We start from the raw sequence: 16,648 nt of genomic DNA, 5'->3' as shown, positions 1-16,648 counted from the left end.
GGACAGCGGCAGCGCTATGGCCCCGATTCGCGTGCCGCGAAACGCACGCTGAAGCGCGCGCCGGGCATGGCCGCGCCGGGGCGCACGTCCTCCAGCTCCACCTCGGCGCCGTGCTGGCGCGCGATCTCGCGCACGATGGGCAGGCCCAGGCCGGAGCCGTCGGCGTCCGTCCCCAGCGCGCGGTAGAAGGGCTGGAAGACCAGTTCGCGCTCAGCCTCGGGCACGCCGGGGCCCGAGTCCTCCACCTGAAGCAGCAGCACATGGCTGAACGGGTCGGGCAGCACGCGCGCGGTGATCACGCCGGGCTGCTGCGCGCTGGATGGGGTGTAGTTGATGGCGTTGTCCACCAGGTTGCGCACCAGTTCCTTCAGCAGCGTGGGGTTGCCGTCCATCCACACGCCATTGGTGCCGGGCTCGACGCCGTCGTAGCCCAGGTCGATGTGCTTGTCCATGGCGCGCGGCACGCTGTCGCGCACCACCTCGATCACCAGCCGCGCCAGGTCCAGCGGCTGGCGCTGCACCACGGCGCTGCCGCCCTCGGCCCGCGCCAGCGCCAGCAACTGGTTGACGGTGTGCGTGGCGCGGATGGACGAACGCCCGATCTGCTTGAGCGACTGCTTGAGCTCCTCGGTGCTGGTGCCCTCGCGCTGCGCCAGGTCGGCCTGCATGCGCAGCCCGGCCAGGGGGGTCTTGAGCTGGTGCGCGGCGTCGGCCAGGAAGCGCTTTTGCGTGGCCATGGATTCCGACAGGCGCCGCAGCAGGTCGTTCACCGAATCCACCAGCGGCGCCACTTCCATCGGCACGGCCTTGTGGTCCAGCGGCGAGAGGTCGTCGGGCTTGCGCGCGCGGATGCGCTCCTCCAGCTGGTGCAGCGGCTTGATGCCGCGCGCCAGCGCCAGCCAGACCAGCAGCACCGCCAGCGGCAGGATGACGAACTGCGGCAGCATCACGCCCTTGATGATCTCGGTGGCCAGCACGCTGCGCTTGGCGCGTGTCTCGGCCACCTGCACCAGCGCGGCGGGCGCATCGGGCAGCGGCACGCGCACCCAGATGTAGGCCACGCGGATGTCGATGCCGCGCAGCTCGGCATCGCGCAGCCGCACCTCGCCGGAGAACGCCTGCTCCTCGGGCGGCGGGCGCGGCAGGTCGCGCTCGCCCGAGAGGTAGTCGCCCGTGGGCGAGAGCACCTGGTAATAGACGATGTCGGACTCGTCGGCACGCAGGATCTCGCTGGCGGGCTGGGGCAGGTTGAACAGCACCTTGCCGTCGTGCACCGTGACGAGCTGCGCCAACGCATGGGCGTTGTACTCCAGCGCGCGGTCGAAGGGCTTGTTGGCCAGGCCCTGGGCCACCAGCCAGGTCAGCGCCAGGCTCACCGGCCACAGCAGCAGCAGCGGCGTGAGCATCCAGTCCAGGATTTCGCCGAAGAGGGAGCGCTGCTCGCGCTGGAAGATTTTCAAGGTGGTGGGCGTTTTTGGCCGATAGCGCTTATGCATCAAGCGCAAGCAGCTATCAATAACAGAGCATCCACGGGTGCTGTCAGCCGGGGATCTTTTCCAGGCAGTAGCCCAGTCCGCGCACGGTGGCGATGCGGATCGGCCCGCGCTCGATCTTCTTGCGCAGGCGGTGGATGTAGACCTCGATGGCGTTGTTGCTCACCTCCTCGCCCCACTCGCACAGGCGCTCCACCAGCTGCTCCTTGCTCACCAGGCGGCCGGCGCGCTGCAGCAGCACCTCCAGCAGGCCCAGCTCGCGCGCGGACAGCTCCACCATCTTGCCGTCGATGGTGGCCACGCGGCCCGCCTGGTCGTACACCAGGGGCCCGTGGCGGATGGCGCTGCTGGTGCCGCCCATGCCGCGGCGCGTGAGCGCACGCACGCGCGCCTCCAGCTCCGACAGCGCGAACGGCTTGGCCATGTAGTCGTCGGCGCCCAGGTCCAGGCCCTTCACGCGCTCGTCCACGCTGTCGGCCGCCGTGAGGATCAGCACCGGCAGCGCCGAGCCGCGCCCGCGCAGGCGCTTGAGCACCTCCAGGCCGTGCATCTTGGGCAGGCCCAAGTCGAGGATCAGCAGGTCGAACTCGTTGTTGGTCAGGAGCGCGGTATCGACCTCGGTGCCGCTGGCCACATGGTCCACCACGGCGCCCGAGCCGCGCAGCGTGCGCAGCAGCCCGTCGGCAAGCACCTGGTCGTCTTCGGCGATGAGGATGCGCATGGGGTGTCTCTCCTGGTTGTCGTGCGCCGGCCTGCGCTCTGCCTGAATTTTAGGCCGCCGTGCCCTCGCCGCCGGCATAGGCCTCCAGACCCAGCGCAACCACCGTGGCCACGTCCTGCCCCACCTCGGCGCGGAACTCGCCCTCGGCCTGCGCCACCGCCGCGCGAAACGCCTGCAGCCACGCCAGTCCCGTGGGCGTGAAACGCACCAGGCGCGCACGCGCATCGCGCGGATCGGGCTCGCGCGTGACCAGACCCCAGGCCGCGCACTGCTCCACCAGCGCGGCCATGGACTGCTTGGCCATGCCCGCGCGCTCGGCCAGGTCGGTGAGGCGGTCCCCCTGCAGCGACAGATGCCGCGTGATGTGGATGTGCGCGGCGCTCACCTGGTCGCGCGCCGCGAGGTTGGACAGCGCCAGCGGCACCTGCACGTCGCGCGCCATGAGCTGCAGCACGCGCGCATCGAAGCGCCGCATGGCATGGCCCAGCAGGCGGCCCAGGTGGGTCTGGCGCCAGCGGTCGTCGAGGCTGGGGGGAGCGGTCATCCGCACATTGTCAGCCAAACTGACCAAAAATTGATTGGATAACGCATCAACCGCCCATAAACTACTGTTCAAGCATCCAGCCTGTCATTGGAAACAGTTTCCAGGCAGGCACACGATTTCACCGTGACCCCGACCCGAAGGAGCATTTCATGGACGCCACCGTCAAAGGCAACGCAACCGCCGTCAACAGCGAAAAGGCCAAGGCCCTGCAAGCCGCCCTCGCGCAGATCGAAAAGCAGTTCGGCAAGGGCACCATCATGCGCCTGGGCGAGGGCGAGGCCATTGAGGACATCCAGGTGGTCTCCACCGGCTCGCTGGGTCTGGACATCGCCCTGGGCGTGGGCGGCCTGCCGCGCGGCCGCGTGATCGAGATCTACGGGCCGGAAAGCTCGGGCAAGACCACGCTCACGCTGCAGGTCATCGCCGAGATGCAGAAGCAAGGCGGCCAGTGCGCTTTCGTGGATGCCGAGCATGCGCTGGATGTGCAGTACGCCAGCAAGCTCGGCGTTCAGCTCACCGACCTGCTCATCAGCCAGCCGGACACGGGCGAGCAGGCGCTGGAAATCGTGGACAGCCTGGTGCGCTCGGGTGCCGTGGACCTGATCGTGGTGGACTCGGTCGCCGCCCTCACGCCCAAGGCCGAAATCGAGGGCGAGATGGGCGACGCCCTGCCCGGCCTGCAGGCACGCCTGATGAGCCAGGCGCTGCGCAAGCTCACCGCCACCATCAAGAAGACCAACTGCATGGTCATCTTCATCAACCAGATCCGCATGAAGATCGGCGTGATGTTCGGCAGCCCCGAGACCACCACCGGCGGCAACGCGCTGAAGTTCTACGCCTCGGTGCGCCTGGACATCCGCCGTACCGGCACCATCAAGAAGGGCGACGAGGCGATCGGCAACGAGACCAAGGTGAAGGTGGTGAAGAACAAGGTCTCGCCCCCGTTCAAGACGGCCGAATTCGACATCCTGTTCGGCGAGGGCATCTCGCGCGAGGGCGAGATCATCGACATGGGCGTGAACGCGCGCATCCTGGAAAAGAGTGGCGCCTGGTATGCCTACAACGGCGAAAAGATCGGCCAGGGCCGCGACAACGCCCGCGAGTTCCTGCGCGAGAACCCCGGCCTGGCCGTGGAGATCGAGAACAAGGTGCGCGAAAGCCTGGGCATCGCACTGCTGCCCACGGGCCACGCGAGCCCGGCGGCCGACCTGCCCGAAGACAAGCCTGCGCGCGGCAAGAAGGCCGACAAGACGGGCGAGATCGAAGCGTAACCGCGCACCGGGGTTTTTGAACGAAATCTGCTTCCAGCGCTTGACCATCAAGCGCTGGAAGCTCTTTTTTCAATAGCATTCATGGGATTCACCGCCCTCTCCCTCAAGGGCCGTGCGCTGCGCCTGCTTGCCCAGCGCGAGCATTCGCGCAGCGAACTGCAGGCCAAGCTCGCGCGCCACGTGCAGGAGGGCGACGATCTGCCGGCGCTGCTGGACGAGCTGCAGGCGCGCGACTTCATCAATGCAGAGCGCGTGGCCGAGTCCGTGGTGCACCGCCGCGCGGAGCGCTTCGGCACCCAGCGCGTGCTGCAGGAGCTGCGGCGCAAGGGGCTGGACGAGGATTTGGTGCGCAGCACCGCCGCCCAGCTGGCGGGCACCGAACTGCAGCGCGCCCGGGCCGTGTGGCGCCAGCGCTTTGGCGACCAGCCCGCCGACACGCCGCAGGAGCGTGCGCGCCAGATGCGCTTTCTGGCCACGCGTGGCTTCGCCGCCGACGTGGTGCGCCGCGTGGTGCGGGGTGGTGATGAATGGGAATAGAACGGGGCTTGGCGCGCTTCTGTCCAGCGTCAAAGCTATTTCATCCATAGCAGCTGTCGACGCGCAGTCCGCCACCGGTCGCACCCCGCAACGCCGCGCCGTCGTGCAATGCCAGGCCGCGCAATACGCGCGATGGCTTCAGCGCCGCCACGGACATGCCAGAGGCTTGAGGCCCGCGGCGCGGCTGTGCGCAGCCGGCCCCCGTTGTGCGCGTTGGGCCGCTGCGCGACCGCTCAACCCAGCAGGCGCTCCGGGTTGGCGTCCAGCTTGGTGAGCGCATCGCGCGTGGCGCGCAGCGTGAGGCTCTCCTCCTCCTGCGCTACCAGCAGACCTGCCTGCAGGTAAGCCCCCAGCCGGCGCAGCTGGATGAGGTAGCTGCCGCCATCGCGCGTGGCAAACAGGTGCAGTTGCTTGCGCTGGCTGTGCCAGGCGTATTGCACCTGGGTGGACGCGCCGTTGTGGTCCAGCGTGAACCAGGTGCCCAGCGGCAGCTGCTGCGCCCAGGCCACCATGTCGTCCTGCACAGGCGCACCGTTGTCGGCGATGACGTGGATGGACGAGGCGTCGATGCCCAGCAGCATCTCGATGTTGTCCGCACTCAGCGGCATGTCGCCCAGCGCCTCTCGCCGATGTAGTCCTCCAGGTTCGCCAGGCGTTTGGCCATGGCATCGATGTGCGCCTGCGGGATCGAGGCCGTCTTGGAGAGGAAAGCGTCGGCCAGCGTGTCGGTGATTCCCTTGATCTGTGCGTCCTGCTCGGGCCCCGCCACGCCGATCAGCGCCAGCCCCTGGCGCAGGCTCTGCAGCAGCGCCGGCAGGTTCTGGATGACCAGCGCACGGTCGGCGCGGTTGGGCTTGGCGCCCGCCGCCCACACCAGGTCGGCCGCGGCGCGCTTGAAGGCCGCGGTACTGGCATGCTGGGCCCCGTCGCGCACGGCCGACATCGCCAGCACCTCGGCCCAGGTCTTGAACAGGAACTCGCGGATCTCCTCGCGCACCGGCATGTCCTTGAGCATCGCGCGCAGCTCGATGGTGTACTGGATCGCCAGCGTCTCGCGCTGCTCCACCTGCTGGGCCACGCTGACGATACGCGAGGTACCCTGCTTCTCGGTGAGGAATTTGGCGAGGAATTTCTCGAACTCGTCATGCACCAGCTGGAACACGCGCTGGCCGGTCTCGGGGTACTGCTCGATCACCTGCACGATGCGGCGGATCTCGGCCTCCAGCGCGCTGCCGTTGATGGAGCTGGCGTCAAAGCCCAGCACGCAGGCGCCCATGCGGTCGATGAGCTGGCGCGCGGGGTGCGTGAGGTTGCTGAAGAACTCGGGCTCGGCCAGCGCCACGCGCAGCACCGGCACCTGCAGGCGTGCAAACCACACGCGCACCGAGGGCGGGATGCGGTCTTCGCTCAGGATGCTCTGGAACATCAGCGCCACCACCTCGATGATGGCCTTCTCGCTGGCGGTACTGGCCTTCTTCTTGAACTCCACGGACCGCTCGCGCACGGCGCTCGCCACGCGGACCACGGCCTGTGGGCTGTAGTCCTCAACCAGCGTGGCCACGTCGCTGTAGTAGCTGTCGGCCGAGACGCGGTGCGCCGCCAGCGCATGGGCCAGCGCCGCGGACGCGGGGGGTGCCTTGACCATGTCGTAGCCCGTGGTGGGCTGCGTGAGCAAGCGCCGCAGCTGCACCATCACGCCCTGGGCGCGCTGGCGCGCGCGCACCAGCGGGCTGCCCATGCCGGCCATCGCCGGCTGCCCGCGCATGCCGGGGGGCGGAGGCATGAAGGCCGACGCCGCCTGGCGCGTGGGGGCAAATTCCGTGGGCCGCCCCAGCGCGGCGCGCGACTGCTGCAATGCCTGCGAGGCCAGCCCCACGGGACCGGACGCGGGCGGCGGCTCGGCGGGGCTGCCGGTGTTGGGGCCGGCGGCCGCGCGGCGCACGCGGGCGCGCAGGTCGTCCTGCGCCACGACGCCCTGTTCGTCGTACAGCTTCACAAGGGCCTGGTACTGCGCCAGCGCCAGCGCCGCCAGTTCGCGCTGCAGCGGGTCGATCACCATCTGCAAATGGTCGCGCTGCAGGCCCACCTCCAACCACTGCTCGACCAGATGCAGGCACAGGGTTTCGGGGCGCAGGATATCGGTGCCGGCCAGCTCACGGCCTTCCAGATGCTGTGTGCGCTGCCGCGCGGCATCGAAAGGAGCGGCCACATGCTCGGTGAGGGTCAGCGCCATCCGCGAGGCGATGATCTTGTTCTCCAGCACGTCGTCGCCCAGCAGTTCAAGCCCATCGAACGCCTTGGACGCGTTGAGGGTGCCGCGCCCCGTGACGGGCGGGGGCGCCAGGCTTTCCCGCCAAGCCCGGCCCAGATGTTCCACCCAGGTCTTGCGGTGGGCCTGATGGCCCATCCAGGCATCGCGCCGCAACTGCATGTCGCGCTGCGTGGCGGTCTGCCCCATCAACTCGGTCAGGAAATCATGGACTGTTTTGTCCAGCGCCGGCAAGCCGGCGCACAGCCCCTCCACGAAACGCTGGCGGGCCAGGTGGGCCAGCCGTCGGTGGGCAGTGGAAGTGGGCGAAAAATCCATAGGGCTCCGATATTAGCCCCAGCCGCTGTCGCGCCCCGGCCTTTGCATCGGCACGCGGACAAGGCGGCTGCGCACGCGCATCGTCAGACCACGGCGCCGGAGTTCGGGTCGGCCGGGTCGCCTTCCTTGCGGGTCGGCGCCTTGACCAGGTCTTCGCGCTTGACGCCCAGCCACATGGCGATGGCCGCGGCAACGAACACCGACGAGTAGATGCCGAACAGGATGCCGATGGTCAGCGCCAGTGCGAAGTAGTGCAGGCTGGGGCCCCCGAAGAAGAACATGGACAGCACCATGGCCTCGGTGGAGGCATGGGTGATGATGGTGCGGCTCATGGTGGAGGTGATGGCGTGGTCGATCACCTCATGCGTGTTGAGCTTGCGGAACTTGCGGAAGGCCTCGCGGATACGGTCGAAGATCACCACCGACTCGTTCACCGAATAGCCCAGCACGGCCAGCACGCCGGCCAGCACCGACAGCGAGAACTCCCATTGGAAGAACGCAAAGAAGCCCAGAATGATGACCACGTCGTGCAGGTTGGCGATCACCGCTGCCACGCCGAACTTCCACTCGAAGCGGAAGGCCAGGTAGATCACAATGCCCAGCACCACCATGCCCAGCGCCATCAGGCCGCTGTGCACCAGTTCTTCGCCCACCTGCGGGCCCACGAACTCGGTGCGCCGCAGCGTGACCTCGGGGTCCTGCGCCTTCAGCGCGCTCAGCACCTGCTCGCTTTGCTGGGCCGAGGTGACGCCCTTTTGCACGGGCAGGCGGATCATCACGTCGCGCGAGGTGCCGAAGTTCTGCACCACCACGTCGGCATAGCCCAGGCCCGCGACGGTGTCGCGCACCTTGCCGATGTCGGCCGTCTGCGTGTAGGCCACCTCCATGACGGTGCCACCCGTGAACTCCACCGACAGGTGCAGGCCCCGCGTGACCAGGAAGAACACCGCCAGCGCGAAAGTGATGAAAGACACCGCGTTGAACACCAACGCGTACTTCATGAACGGGATGTCTTTTTTGATGCGGAAAAACTCCATGGTTTTCCCCTTTCTTAGTTGCTGTTGCCGCGGGCAGCCACCGAGCGGTGCTCATCGCCCTCGGGCTTCCACACCTGGCCGATGGACACGCTCTTGAGCTTCTTCTTGCGGCCATACCAGAGGTTGACCAGGCCACGCGAGAAGAACACCGCCGAGAACATGCTGATCAGGATGCCGATGCAGTGCACCACGGCAAAGCCGCGCACCGGCCCCGTGCCGAAGGCCAGCAGCGCCAGGCCCGCAATCAGCGTGGTGACGTTGGAGTCCAGGATGGTGGCCCAGGCGCGCTCGTAGCCCGTGGCGATCGCCGCCTGCGGGGCCACGCCAGCGCGCAGTTCCTCGCGGATGCGCTCGTTGATCAGCACGTTGGAGTCGATGGCCACGCCCAGCGCCAGGGCCATGGCGGCGATGCCGGGCAGGGTCAGCGTGGCCTGCAGCATCGACAGGATGGCGATCAGCAGCAGCACGTTCACGCCCAGCGCGATCGTGGAGAACACGCCGAACAGCCTGTAGTACACGCACATGAAGGCCGCGATGGCCACCATGCCCCAGACCACCGACTGGATACCCCGTTCGATGTTGTCGGCACCCAGGCTCGGGCCGATGGTGTATTCCTCGATGATCTCCATGGGCGCGGCCAGCGAGCCGGCGCGCAGCAGCAGTGCGGTGTCGTTGGCCTCGGCCGTGGTCATGCGGCCGGAGATCTGCACGCGACCACCGCCAATCTCGCTGCGGATCACGGGCGCGGTCACCACCTCGCCCTTGCCCTTTTCGAACAGCACGATGGCCATGCGCTTGCCCACGTTCTCGCGCGTGATGTCCTTGAAGATGCGCGAGCCCTTGGCGTCCAGCGTGAGGTTCACGGTGGGCTCCTGGGTCTGGCCGTCGAATCCTGGCTGCGCGTCGGTGAGGTTCTCGCCGGTCAGCACGACCTGCTTCTTCACGATCACGGCCTGGCCGTTGCGGTCCAGGTATTTCTCGGTACCGAACGGCACGGGGCCCGTACCCATTTCGGCGGCGCGCGCCTCGGTGCCCTCGTCCACCATGCGCACTTCCAGCGTGGCGGTGCGGCCCAGGATGTCCTTGGCCTTGGCCGTGTCCTGCACGCCGGGCAGCTGCACCACGATGCGGTCCAGGCCCTGCTGCTGGATCACGGGCTCGGCCACGCCCAGTTCGTTGATACGGTTGTGCAGTGTGACCATGTTCTGCTTCAAGGCCTGCTCTTGCACCTTGCGCAGGGCCTCGGGCTTGATGGTGGCGCGCAGGCGCATGCCGTCGCCGTCGGCGCTGCTCACGACCGCCAGGTCCGGGAACTGGTCGGCGATCAGGTTGCGTGCCGCCGTGAGCGTGGCCTCGTCGCGCACGCGGATGTCCACGGCCTGCCCTTCGCGGCCGATGCCGCCGTGCCGGATGTTCTTCTCGCGCAGCGCGCTGCGCAGGTCGCCTGCGTACGACTCGATCTTCTTCGTGATCGCCGCCTGCATGTCCACCTGCAGCATGAAGTGCACGCCGCCGCGCAGGTCCAGGCCGAGGTACATGGGCCGTGCATGCAGCGCGGTGAGCCAGTCGGGCGAGCGCGACACGAGGTTCAGCGCCACGATGTAGGAAGGATCGCTCGGGTCGGGGATCAGGGCCTTCTCGATCGCGTCCTTGGCCTTGAGCTGGTTGTCCGGCGTGTCAAAGCGCGCGCGCACCGAGTTGCCGTCGAACACGATGGAGTCCGAGGCCACGTTGGCGGCTTTCAGCGCGTCCTCGACGCGCTGCTGGACCGCGGCGTCGACCTTCAGCGTGGCCTTGGCCGACGACACCTGCACCGCGGGCGCCTCGCCAAAGAAGTTGGGCAGGGTATACAGGGCCCCAATGAGCAACACGATCACCAGGATCGCGTACTTCCAGACCGGATAACGGTTCATGATCGCGCTCTTCAATCCATGCGGGGCAGCGGCCGCGGGATGCGGCGCAGCACTGCCCTCATAACAAGGCCCGTGGGCCTACAGCTGGGACGGTTTACTTGACCGTGCCCTTGGGCAGCACCTGGGCCACGGCGCTGCGCTGCACCTGCACCTGCACGCCAGGCGCAATCTCCAGTTGCAGGTAGCCTTCGCTCAGGCCCACCACCTTGCCCAGCAAGCCGCCGGCCGTGGCCACTTCGTCGCCCTTGGCCAGCGCGTCGATCATGGCGCGGTGCTCCTTCTGGCGCTTCATCTGGGGACGGATCATGATGAAGTACAGCACCACGAACATCAGCACCAGCGGCAGCATGCTGGTGAGCGATCCCATCAGGCCGGCCTCGGCGGCTGCGGCGGGGGCGGTCTGTGCAAAGGCAGAAGAAATCAACACGGGAAGAACTCCAATGGTAGTAATAGGTGCAAAGGGGCTCCGCCGGGAGGCGCCAGGGCCTGCGGGCGGTGAGCCGGCCATTGTATGCGGGGGGCTGCCGGCCAGGGCTGCGCGCGCCGGCGGCCGGCGGGCTGGGGGCGCCCTCTAGGATTCAGCATAAAAACACCTTGCAACGCCCGCCTAGTGAGCGCCAGCAGCTATCACATATATAGCATAAAGCCCCGAACCAGGGGCGGTTAATGCATCGGATGCGACGCGCCCATCGTCGGCCTGGGCCTACGCCGGCGCCTGGCAGGGCTTCGTAGCATGCCTGTGTGCCGCCCGCGGCGGCCGGCGCCGCGCCGCGGCCCCTTCCCTCCCACCCCCCGTGTCAAGAAAGGAAACGCTTTCCATGGATTTCGCATCGGTATCCGCCTGGCTGGAGACAGAGTGGTTCTGGGGCATGTCCGCTGCCGAAGTATTGGCGGCGGCGGCCACGGCCATGGGCATCTACCTGGCGCTCACGCTGCTGCTGCGCTGGGCCGTCGCGCATGCCGACCGCAAATCCGGCGGCGGCGATGCCGGCGCGGCAAGCCTGCTGGCGCAGGTGCTCGCCGGAACCAGCCGTCTGCTCATCCTGCTGGCAGCGCTGCTGGTGGGCACCGGCATGCTGGACCTGCCTGGGCGTTGGCATGACCGTGTGAGCCAGCTCTGGTTCCTGGCCGTGGCGGTGCAGCTGGGGCTGTGGGGCACGCGCGCCATCAGTCTGGGGGTCGAGCGCTACCGGCGCCACCATGGCGCCGCGGGCACGGGGCAGATCAGCGCCTCGGCCACGCTCATGTCCTGGGGGCTGCGCACGCTGGTGTGGGCCACGGTGCTGCTGGCCATCCTCTCGAACCTGGGGGTGAACATCACCGCCTTCGTGGCCAGCCTGGGCGTGGGCGGCATTGCGGTGGCGCTGGCAGTGCAAAGCGTGCTGGGCGATCTGTTCGCCTCCATGGCGATCGCGGTGGACAAGCCCTTCGAGGTGGGCGACTTCATCGTCGTGGGTCCCATCGCAGGCACCGTGCAGCAGGTGGGCGTGAAGACCACGCGCATCCGCGCCCTGAGCGGGGAACAGGTGGTGATGAGCAACACCGAGCTGCTCAAGCAGACCATCAACAACTATCGCCACATGCGCGAGCGCCGCATCGTGTTTGGCTTTGGCGTGGCGCAGGACACCTCGCCCGCGCAGGCGCAGGCCCTGGCACAAGCGGTGCGCGACATCATCGAGGCCGAACCGCAACTGCGCTTCGACCGCGCGCATTTCAAGGGATTTGGCGCCAGCTCGCTCGATTACGAAGTGGTCTACATCGTCAAAGACCCGGACTACAACCTCTACATGGACCTGCAGCAGCGCATCAACCTGGCGTTGCTGGGCCGGCTGCAGGCGCTGGGCATGCGGCTGGCGGTGCCGGTCAGCCGCGTGCAGCTGGCCGACCCGCCGGCCGGGCAAGAAGGCCCGTCCAGTGCGGCCGGCATGCCCATTCCTCAGAACGCGTGAACGACCGCGTTGCCCTCGGGCAGGGGCAGGCGGCGACGGGCGGGCTCAGAAGGAATGGGCGGGCATGACAGACCCGCCCACCGCCTCAGGCCACTTGGCGGGGCGCACCCGCGTGTGGGGCGCGCCAGCGGTCCATGAGCGCGAACCACTTCTTGCGCGCGGCCTGCAGGTGGCGCTCCTTCACATGGCCGTAGCCGCGGATGTCCTCAGGGATACGCGCGATCTCCACCGCCAGCGCCAGGCGCTCGGCCGTCAGGCCCTTCAGCAGTTCCTCGATGCAGGCGCGGTATTCGCGGATCAGCGCGCGCTCGGTCTTGCGTTCCTCGGTCCTGCCGAAGACATCGAGCGCCGTGCCGCGCAGTCCCTTCATGCGAGCCAGCACGCCGAAGGCCTTGCGCATCCAGGGCCCGTAGCTTTGCTTGACCAACTCACCCTTGTCGTTGTGCTTGGCCAGCAGTGGGGGCGCCAGGTGGTGCACCAGCTTGTAGTCGCCTTCGTACATCGCGGCGATCTTGTCGGTGAACGCCTTGTCGGTGTGCAGCCGCGCCACTTCGTACTCATCCTTGTAGGCCATCAGCTTGAACAGGTAGCGCGCCACCGCCTCAGTGAGGCGCGTGCCCTGGCCCAGTGAATCCTCGGCCGCGCGCACCTTGTCCACGAAGGCCTGGTACTCGGCCGCATAGGCGGCGTTCTGGTAGCCCGTGAGGAAGTCCACACGCTTGGCGACCATCTCGGCCAAGCCGGGCTTCTTCACGAACTGGATCACCTGCGCGGCCTGGAACAGCGCCTGCACCTCGGCCAGGTTGTGCGCGCAGCGGCGTCCCCACTCGAAGGCGGCCTTGTTGTTCTCCACCTGCACGCCATTGAGCTCCATGGCGCGCATGAGCGCGGCGTGGGACAGCGGCACGCGGCCCTTTTGCCACGCATAGCCCAGCATCAGCGGGTTGGTGTAAATGCTGTCACCCAGCAACTGGCTGGCCACCTGCTCGGCGTCGAACACACCCAGCAGCTCGGCGCCCACCGCCTGGGCGATGGCGGCCTCGCAGCCGTCAGCCGGGAACTGCCAATTGGGGTTGTGCACAAAGGCCGCGGCCGGTGTGCCGTGGCTGTTGAGGGCGACAAAGGTGCGCCCCGGCTGCATGGCGGCCAACGTGGCCTTGTTCGCGGCAACGATGGGGTCGCAGCCGATCACCAGGTCCGCCTTGGCCGTGTCCACCTTGGTGGTGTGGATGGCCTCGGGGCGGTTGGCGATCTGCACATGGCTCCAGGTGGAGCCACCCTTTTGCGCCAGGCCCGCCGCGTCCTGCGTGATGACGCCCTTGCCCTCCAGGTGCGCGGCCATGCCCAGCAGGGACCCGATGGTGATCACGCCCGTGCCGCCCACGCCAGCCACGACGATGCCCCACGCGGCTTCGGCCGCCGGCAGCACCGGCTCGGGGATGGGCGCCATCGTGGACAGGTCGCCCTTCTTCTCCTTCTTGGGCTTCTTGAGCTGGCCGCCCTCGACGGTGACGAAGCTCGGGCAGAAGCCCTTCACGCAGGAATAGTCCTTGTTGCAGGTGCTCTGGTTGATGCGGCGCTTGCGGCCGAACTCGGTCTCCACCGGCTCCACCGACAGGCAGTTGGACTGCACCGAGCAATCGCCGCAGCCCTCGCACACCAGCTCGTTGATGACCACGGTCTTGGCGGGTGTGGCCAGCAGGCCGCGCTTCCTGCGGCGGCGCTTCTCGGTCGCGCAGGTCTGGTCATAGATGATGGCCGTGCAGCCTGCGATCTCGCGGAACTCACGCTGGATGCGGTCCAGCTCGTCGCGGTGGAAGACCTCAATGCCCGGCGGCAGGTCGTTGAGCAGCTCGGGGTGGCCGGTGCGCGCGGCGTTGGCCGGGTGCGTGCGGCCGTGGTACTTCTCGGGCTCGTCCGTCACCACCACCAGCCGGACCACGCCCTCGGCGCGCAGGCTGTGGGCGATCTGCGCCACCGAGTGCCCTTCGGGGCGCTCGCCCACCTGCTGGCCGCCGGTCATGGCCACGGCGTCGTTGTAGAGGATCTTGTAGGTGATGTTGGCGCCCGAGGCGATGCTCTGGCGGATCGCCAGAAGGCCGCTATGGAAGTAGGTGCCGTCGCCCAGGTTGGCGAACACGTGCTTGTCCTTGGTGAACGGCGCCTGGCCCACCCAGGTCACGCCCTCGCCGCCCATCTGCGTGAAGGTGCTCGTGGCGCGGTCGGGCATCCAGTTGGCCATGTAGTGGCAACCAATGCCGGCCACGGCGCGCGAGCCCTCGGGCACGCGGGTGCTGGTGTTGTGCGGGCAGCCGCTGCAGAACCACGGCATGCGCTCGCCGGTGTCGGTCTTCACCTCCAGCAGGCCGCACTCGCGCGCCTCCACCACGGAGATGCGCGCGTCCATGCGCGCCACGATGTCCTCGGGCACGCCCAGCTTCTTCAGGCGTTTGGCGATCGCCTTGGCGATGATGGCCGGCGTCAGGTCGGCCTTGGGCCGCAGCAGCCAGTTCTGGCTGGGATTGGGCATGCTCCATTCGCCGCCGGAGTTGTCACCCTCGATCTCGTCGAACTTGCCCAGCACGTTGGGACGCACGTCGGCGCGCCAGTTGTAGAGCTCTTCCTTGATCTGGTATTCGATGACCTGGCGTTTTTCCTCCACCACCAGGATCTCCTGCAGGCCCTGCGCGAAGTCGCGCGTGATGGTGGCTTCGAGCGGCCACACCACGTTGACCTTGTGCACGCGGATGCCCAGCTGACGGCAGGTGTCGTCGTCCAGGCCCAGGTCCACCAGTGCCTGGCGCGTGTCGTTGTACGCCTTGCCGCTGGCGATGATGCCGAAGCGGTCCTGCGGGCCCTGGATCACGTTGTAGTTGAGCTTGTTGGCGCGGATGTACGCCAGTGCCGCGTACCACTTGTAGTCCATGAGGCGCGCCTCCTGCTCCAGCGGCGCATCGGGCCAGCGGATGTGCAAGCCGCCGGGCGGCATGGTGAAGTCCTCGGGCATGACGATCTTCACGCGGTCGGGGTCCACAGAGATGCTGCTGGACGACTCCACCACCTCCTGGATGGTCTTGAGTCCGGACCACAGGCCCGAGAAGCGGCTCAGGGCAAAGGCGTGCAGCCCCATGTCCAGAATGTCCTGCACGCTGCTGGGGAAGAACACCGGCAGGCCGCAGGCCTTGAAGATGTGGTCGCTCTGGTGTGCCGCCGTGCTGCTCTTGCTGATGTGGTCGTCGCCCGCCACGGCGATCACGCCGCCATGCCGCGCCGTGCCGGCCATGTTGGCATGCTTGAACACGTCGGAGCAACGGTCCACGCCCGGGCCCTTGCCGTACCAGATGCCAAACACGCCGTCGTACTTCTTGGACTGGGGGTAGATGTCCAGTTGCTGCGTGCCCCAGACGGCGGTGGCGGCCAGCTCCTCGTTCACGCCGGGCTGGAAGACCACGTGGTGCTCCGCCAGGTGCTTGCGGGCGCCCCACAGGGCCTGGTCGTAACCGCCCAGGGGCGAGCCACGGTAGCCGCTCACGAAGCCCGCGGTATTCAGGCCCACGGCTGCATCGCGCTGGCGCTGCAGCATGGGCAGGCGCACGAGGGCCTGCACCCCACTCATGAAAGCGCGGCCGTGGCCCAGCGTGTATTTGTCCTCAAGGGTGACCGTCTCCAGCGCGCGGCGGACGTGTTCGGGCAGCGGGGCATTCATGTCTTGTCTCCGTGGGTTCTGTGATCCGCCGCCTCTGTTGGGCGCGGCGTGCGGGACGGTGCCGTGTGGGCGCCACCCGATCTGCGCAGTGTATGCGCGAGACACCGATATGTGTTTGCTTTATTTGCCGCGTTTACCCTGATGCGCGAAAGCTTCTTTCTTAAAACAATCCAAAAATGGAAACCTTGGACAAATACGACATCGCCATCCTGCGCGAGCTGCAGGCCGAGGCGCGCCTGACCAACGCCGAGCTGGCGCAACGCGTAGGCCTGTCCGCTGCACCGTGCTGGCGGCGCGTACGCGCCCTGGAGGAAGCGGGCTACATCCGCGGCTATCACGCGGAAATCGACCGCCACAAGATCGGCCTGGGCGTACTGGCGTTCGTGCGCCTGGACGCCGAGCGCAACACCGGCGACCTGACGCTGGCCATGGAGCAGGCCATCGCCCAGATCCCCGAAGTGGTCTCATGCCACTACATCAGCGGCACCGGCACCTTCGAGCTGCAGGTGGTGGCGCGCGACCTGGACAGCTTCTCGCAGTTCGCACGCACCGTGCTGCTGAACCTGCCCAACGTGAAGGACATGCACACCAGCTTCTCGCTGGGCGAGGTCAAGGCAGGCGGCGCGCTGCCGTTGGCGCACCTGGGCCCGGTGCGGCCCGTGGCGCGTGGCGCCGCAGCGTAGGGTCACTCCTAATTCAGTAGCTGGCACCGCTTTCCCTATAAGGGTTTGATCACATTTTCATTGCAACTGGTGCCCGGGCGCCACGATGCCAGCAACCCGCTGAAGCCGGCCGCGCATCGGGGCGGCTTCGTTCCAGCGAGGTCAGACTCCAGCGCGTTCAGGGAACATGACGCCAACGGCCATCGCGCCTGGCGGTCCTTCTCCTGG

11 protein-coding genes and 1 pseudogene are annotated in these 16,648 nt (G+C 67.7%); 4 read left to right on the top strand and 8 right to left on the bottom strand.

Features of this window, described 5'->3' with window-relative positions:
• Nucleotides 1–14: 14 nt before the first annotated feature.
• From I3K84_RS14135 to I3K84_RS14125, 3 genes are all read right to left on the bottom strand, one after another.
• Nucleotides 15–1,460 carry a sensor histidine kinase gene (locus I3K84_RS14135; protein WP_088888101.1) on the bottom strand — a complete coding sequence of 482 codons (1,446 nt, stop codon included), beginning with the start codon at nt 1,458–1,460 and terminating at the stop codon, nt 15–17.
• Nucleotides 1,461–1,539: 79 nt separating this feature from the next.
• On the bottom strand, nt 1,540–2,214 hold the full coding sequence (locus I3K84_RS14130) for a response regulator transcription factor (RefSeq protein WP_011807082.1): 675 nt from the start codon (nt 2,212–2,214) through the stop codon (nt 1,540–1,542).
• A 49-nt stretch (nt 2,215–2,263) separates the two neighbouring features.
• A complete protein-coding gene (locus I3K84_RS14125) occupies nt 2,264–2,758 on the bottom strand; it encodes a MarR family winged helix-turn-helix transcriptional regulator (RefSeq protein WP_088888100.1) in 495 nt (164 codons plus the stop codon).
• A 149-nt stretch (nt 2,759–2,907) separates the two neighbouring features.
• On the opposite strand from I3K84_RS14125, the gene recA reads away from it, so the two are divergent.
• On the top strand, nt 2,908–4,029 hold the full coding sequence (gene recA / locus I3K84_RS14120) for a recombinase RecA (protein WP_011807084.1): 1,122 nt from the start codon (nt 2,908–2,910) through the stop codon (nt 4,027–4,029).
• Between the two features lie 81 nt (nt 4,030–4,110).
• Nucleotides 4,111–4,566, top strand: coding sequence for a recombination regulator RecX (gene recX / locus I3K84_RS14115; RefSeq protein WP_011807085.1), 456 nt, complete (start codon nt 4,111–4,113; stop codon nt 4,564–4,566).
• 233 nt (nt 4,567–4,799) lie between these two features.
• Here the strand turns inward: recX and I3K84_RS14110 are convergent.
• From I3K84_RS14110 to yajC, 4 genes and pseudogenes are all read right to left on the bottom strand, one after another.
• A pseudogene (locus tag I3K84_RS14110) lies at nt 4,800–7,153 on the bottom strand (DUF1631 family protein).
• A gap of 83 nt (nt 7,154–7,236) precedes the next feature.
• On the bottom strand, nt 7,237–8,190 hold the full coding sequence (gene secF / locus I3K84_RS14105) for a protein translocase subunit SecF (RefSeq protein WP_196994806.1): 954 nt from the start codon (nt 8,188–8,190) through the stop codon (nt 7,237–7,239).
• Nucleotides 8,191–8,204: 14 nt separating this feature from the next.
• On the bottom strand, nt 8,205–10,103 hold the full coding sequence (secD, locus tag I3K84_RS14100) for a protein translocase subunit SecD (RefSeq protein ID WP_196994805.1): 1,899 nt from the start codon (nt 10,101–10,103) through the stop codon (nt 8,205–8,207).
• A 94-nt stretch (nt 10,104–10,197) separates the two neighbouring features.
• Nucleotides 10,198–10,530 carry a preprotein translocase subunit YajC gene (yajC, locus tag I3K84_RS14095; protein ID WP_196994804.1) on the bottom strand — a complete coding sequence of 111 codons (333 nt, stop codon included), beginning with the start codon at nt 10,528–10,530 and terminating at the stop codon, nt 10,198–10,200.
• Between the two features lie 391 nt (nt 10,531–10,921).
• Here yajC and I3K84_RS14090 point away from each other — a divergent pair, with 391 nt between their 5' ends.
• Nucleotides 10,922–12,052, top strand: coding sequence for a mechanosensitive ion channel family protein (locus I3K84_RS14090; RefSeq protein WP_047351245.1), 1,131 nt, complete (start codon nt 10,922–10,924; stop codon nt 12,050–12,052).
• 85 nt (nt 12,053–12,137) lie between these two features.
• Here I3K84_RS14090 and I3K84_RS14085 read toward each other — a convergent pair whose 3' ends face one another.
• Complete coding sequence (locus tag I3K84_RS14085) at nt 12,138–15,758, bottom strand: indolepyruvate ferredoxin oxidoreductase family protein (protein WP_196994803.1); 3,621 nt, start codon at nt 15,756–15,758, stop codon at nt 12,138–12,140.
• A gap of 176 nt (nt 15,759–15,934) precedes the next feature.
• On the opposite strand from I3K84_RS14085, the gene I3K84_RS14080 reads away from it, so the two are divergent.
• Nucleotides 15,935–16,441: an Lrp/AsnC family transcriptional regulator gene (locus tag I3K84_RS14080; protein ID WP_196994802.1), complete on the top strand. Its 507-nt coding sequence runs from the start codon at nt 15,935–15,937 to the stop codon at nt 16,439–16,441.
• Nucleotides 16,442–16,648: the final 207 nt, after the last annotated feature.

This window comes from Diaphorobacter sp. JS3051, from assembly GCF_015832135.1.
Lineage (GTDB): Bacteria > Pseudomonadota > Gammaproteobacteria > Burkholderiales > Burkholderiaceae_C > Diaphorobacter > Diaphorobacter nitroreducens.
Note: the sequence above shows the minus strand (reverse complement) of the source record. Positions and strands in the feature narration are given on the sequence as shown.

Coding starts and splice junctions, on each gene's coding strand:
- secF (WP_196994806.1), bottom strand. CDS start 8,190: ATGGAGTTTTTCCGCATCAAAAAAGACATCCCGTTCATGAAGTACGCG.
- recX (WP_011807085.1), top strand. CDS start 4,111: ATGGGATTCACCGCCCTCTCCCTCAAGGGCCGTGCGCTGCGCCTGCTT.
- I3K84_RS14130 (WP_011807082.1), bottom strand. CDS start 2,214: ATGCGCATCCTCATCGCCGAAGACGACCAGGTGCTTGCCGACGGGCTG.
- I3K84_RS14085 (WP_196994803.1), bottom strand. CDS start 15,758: ATGAATGCCCCGCTGCCCGAACACGTCCGCCGCGCGCTGGAGACGGTC.
- I3K84_RS14090 (WP_047351245.1), top strand. CDS start 10,922: ATGGATTTCGCATCGGTATCCGCCTGGCTGGAGACAGAGTGGTTCTGG.
- I3K84_RS14125 (WP_088888100.1), bottom strand. CDS start 2,758: ATGACCGCTCCCCCCAGCCTCGACGACCGCTGGCGCCAGACCCACCTG.
- secD (WP_196994805.1), bottom strand. CDS start 10,103: ATGAACCGTTATCCGGTCTGGAAGTACGCGATCCTGGTGATCGTGTTG.
- recA (WP_011807084.1), top strand. CDS start 2,908: ATGGACGCCACCGTCAAAGGCAACGCAACCGCCGTCAACAGCGAAAAG.
- I3K84_RS14080 (WP_196994802.1), top strand. CDS start 15,935: ATGGAAACCTTGGACAAATACGACATCGCCATCCTGCGCGAGCTGCAG.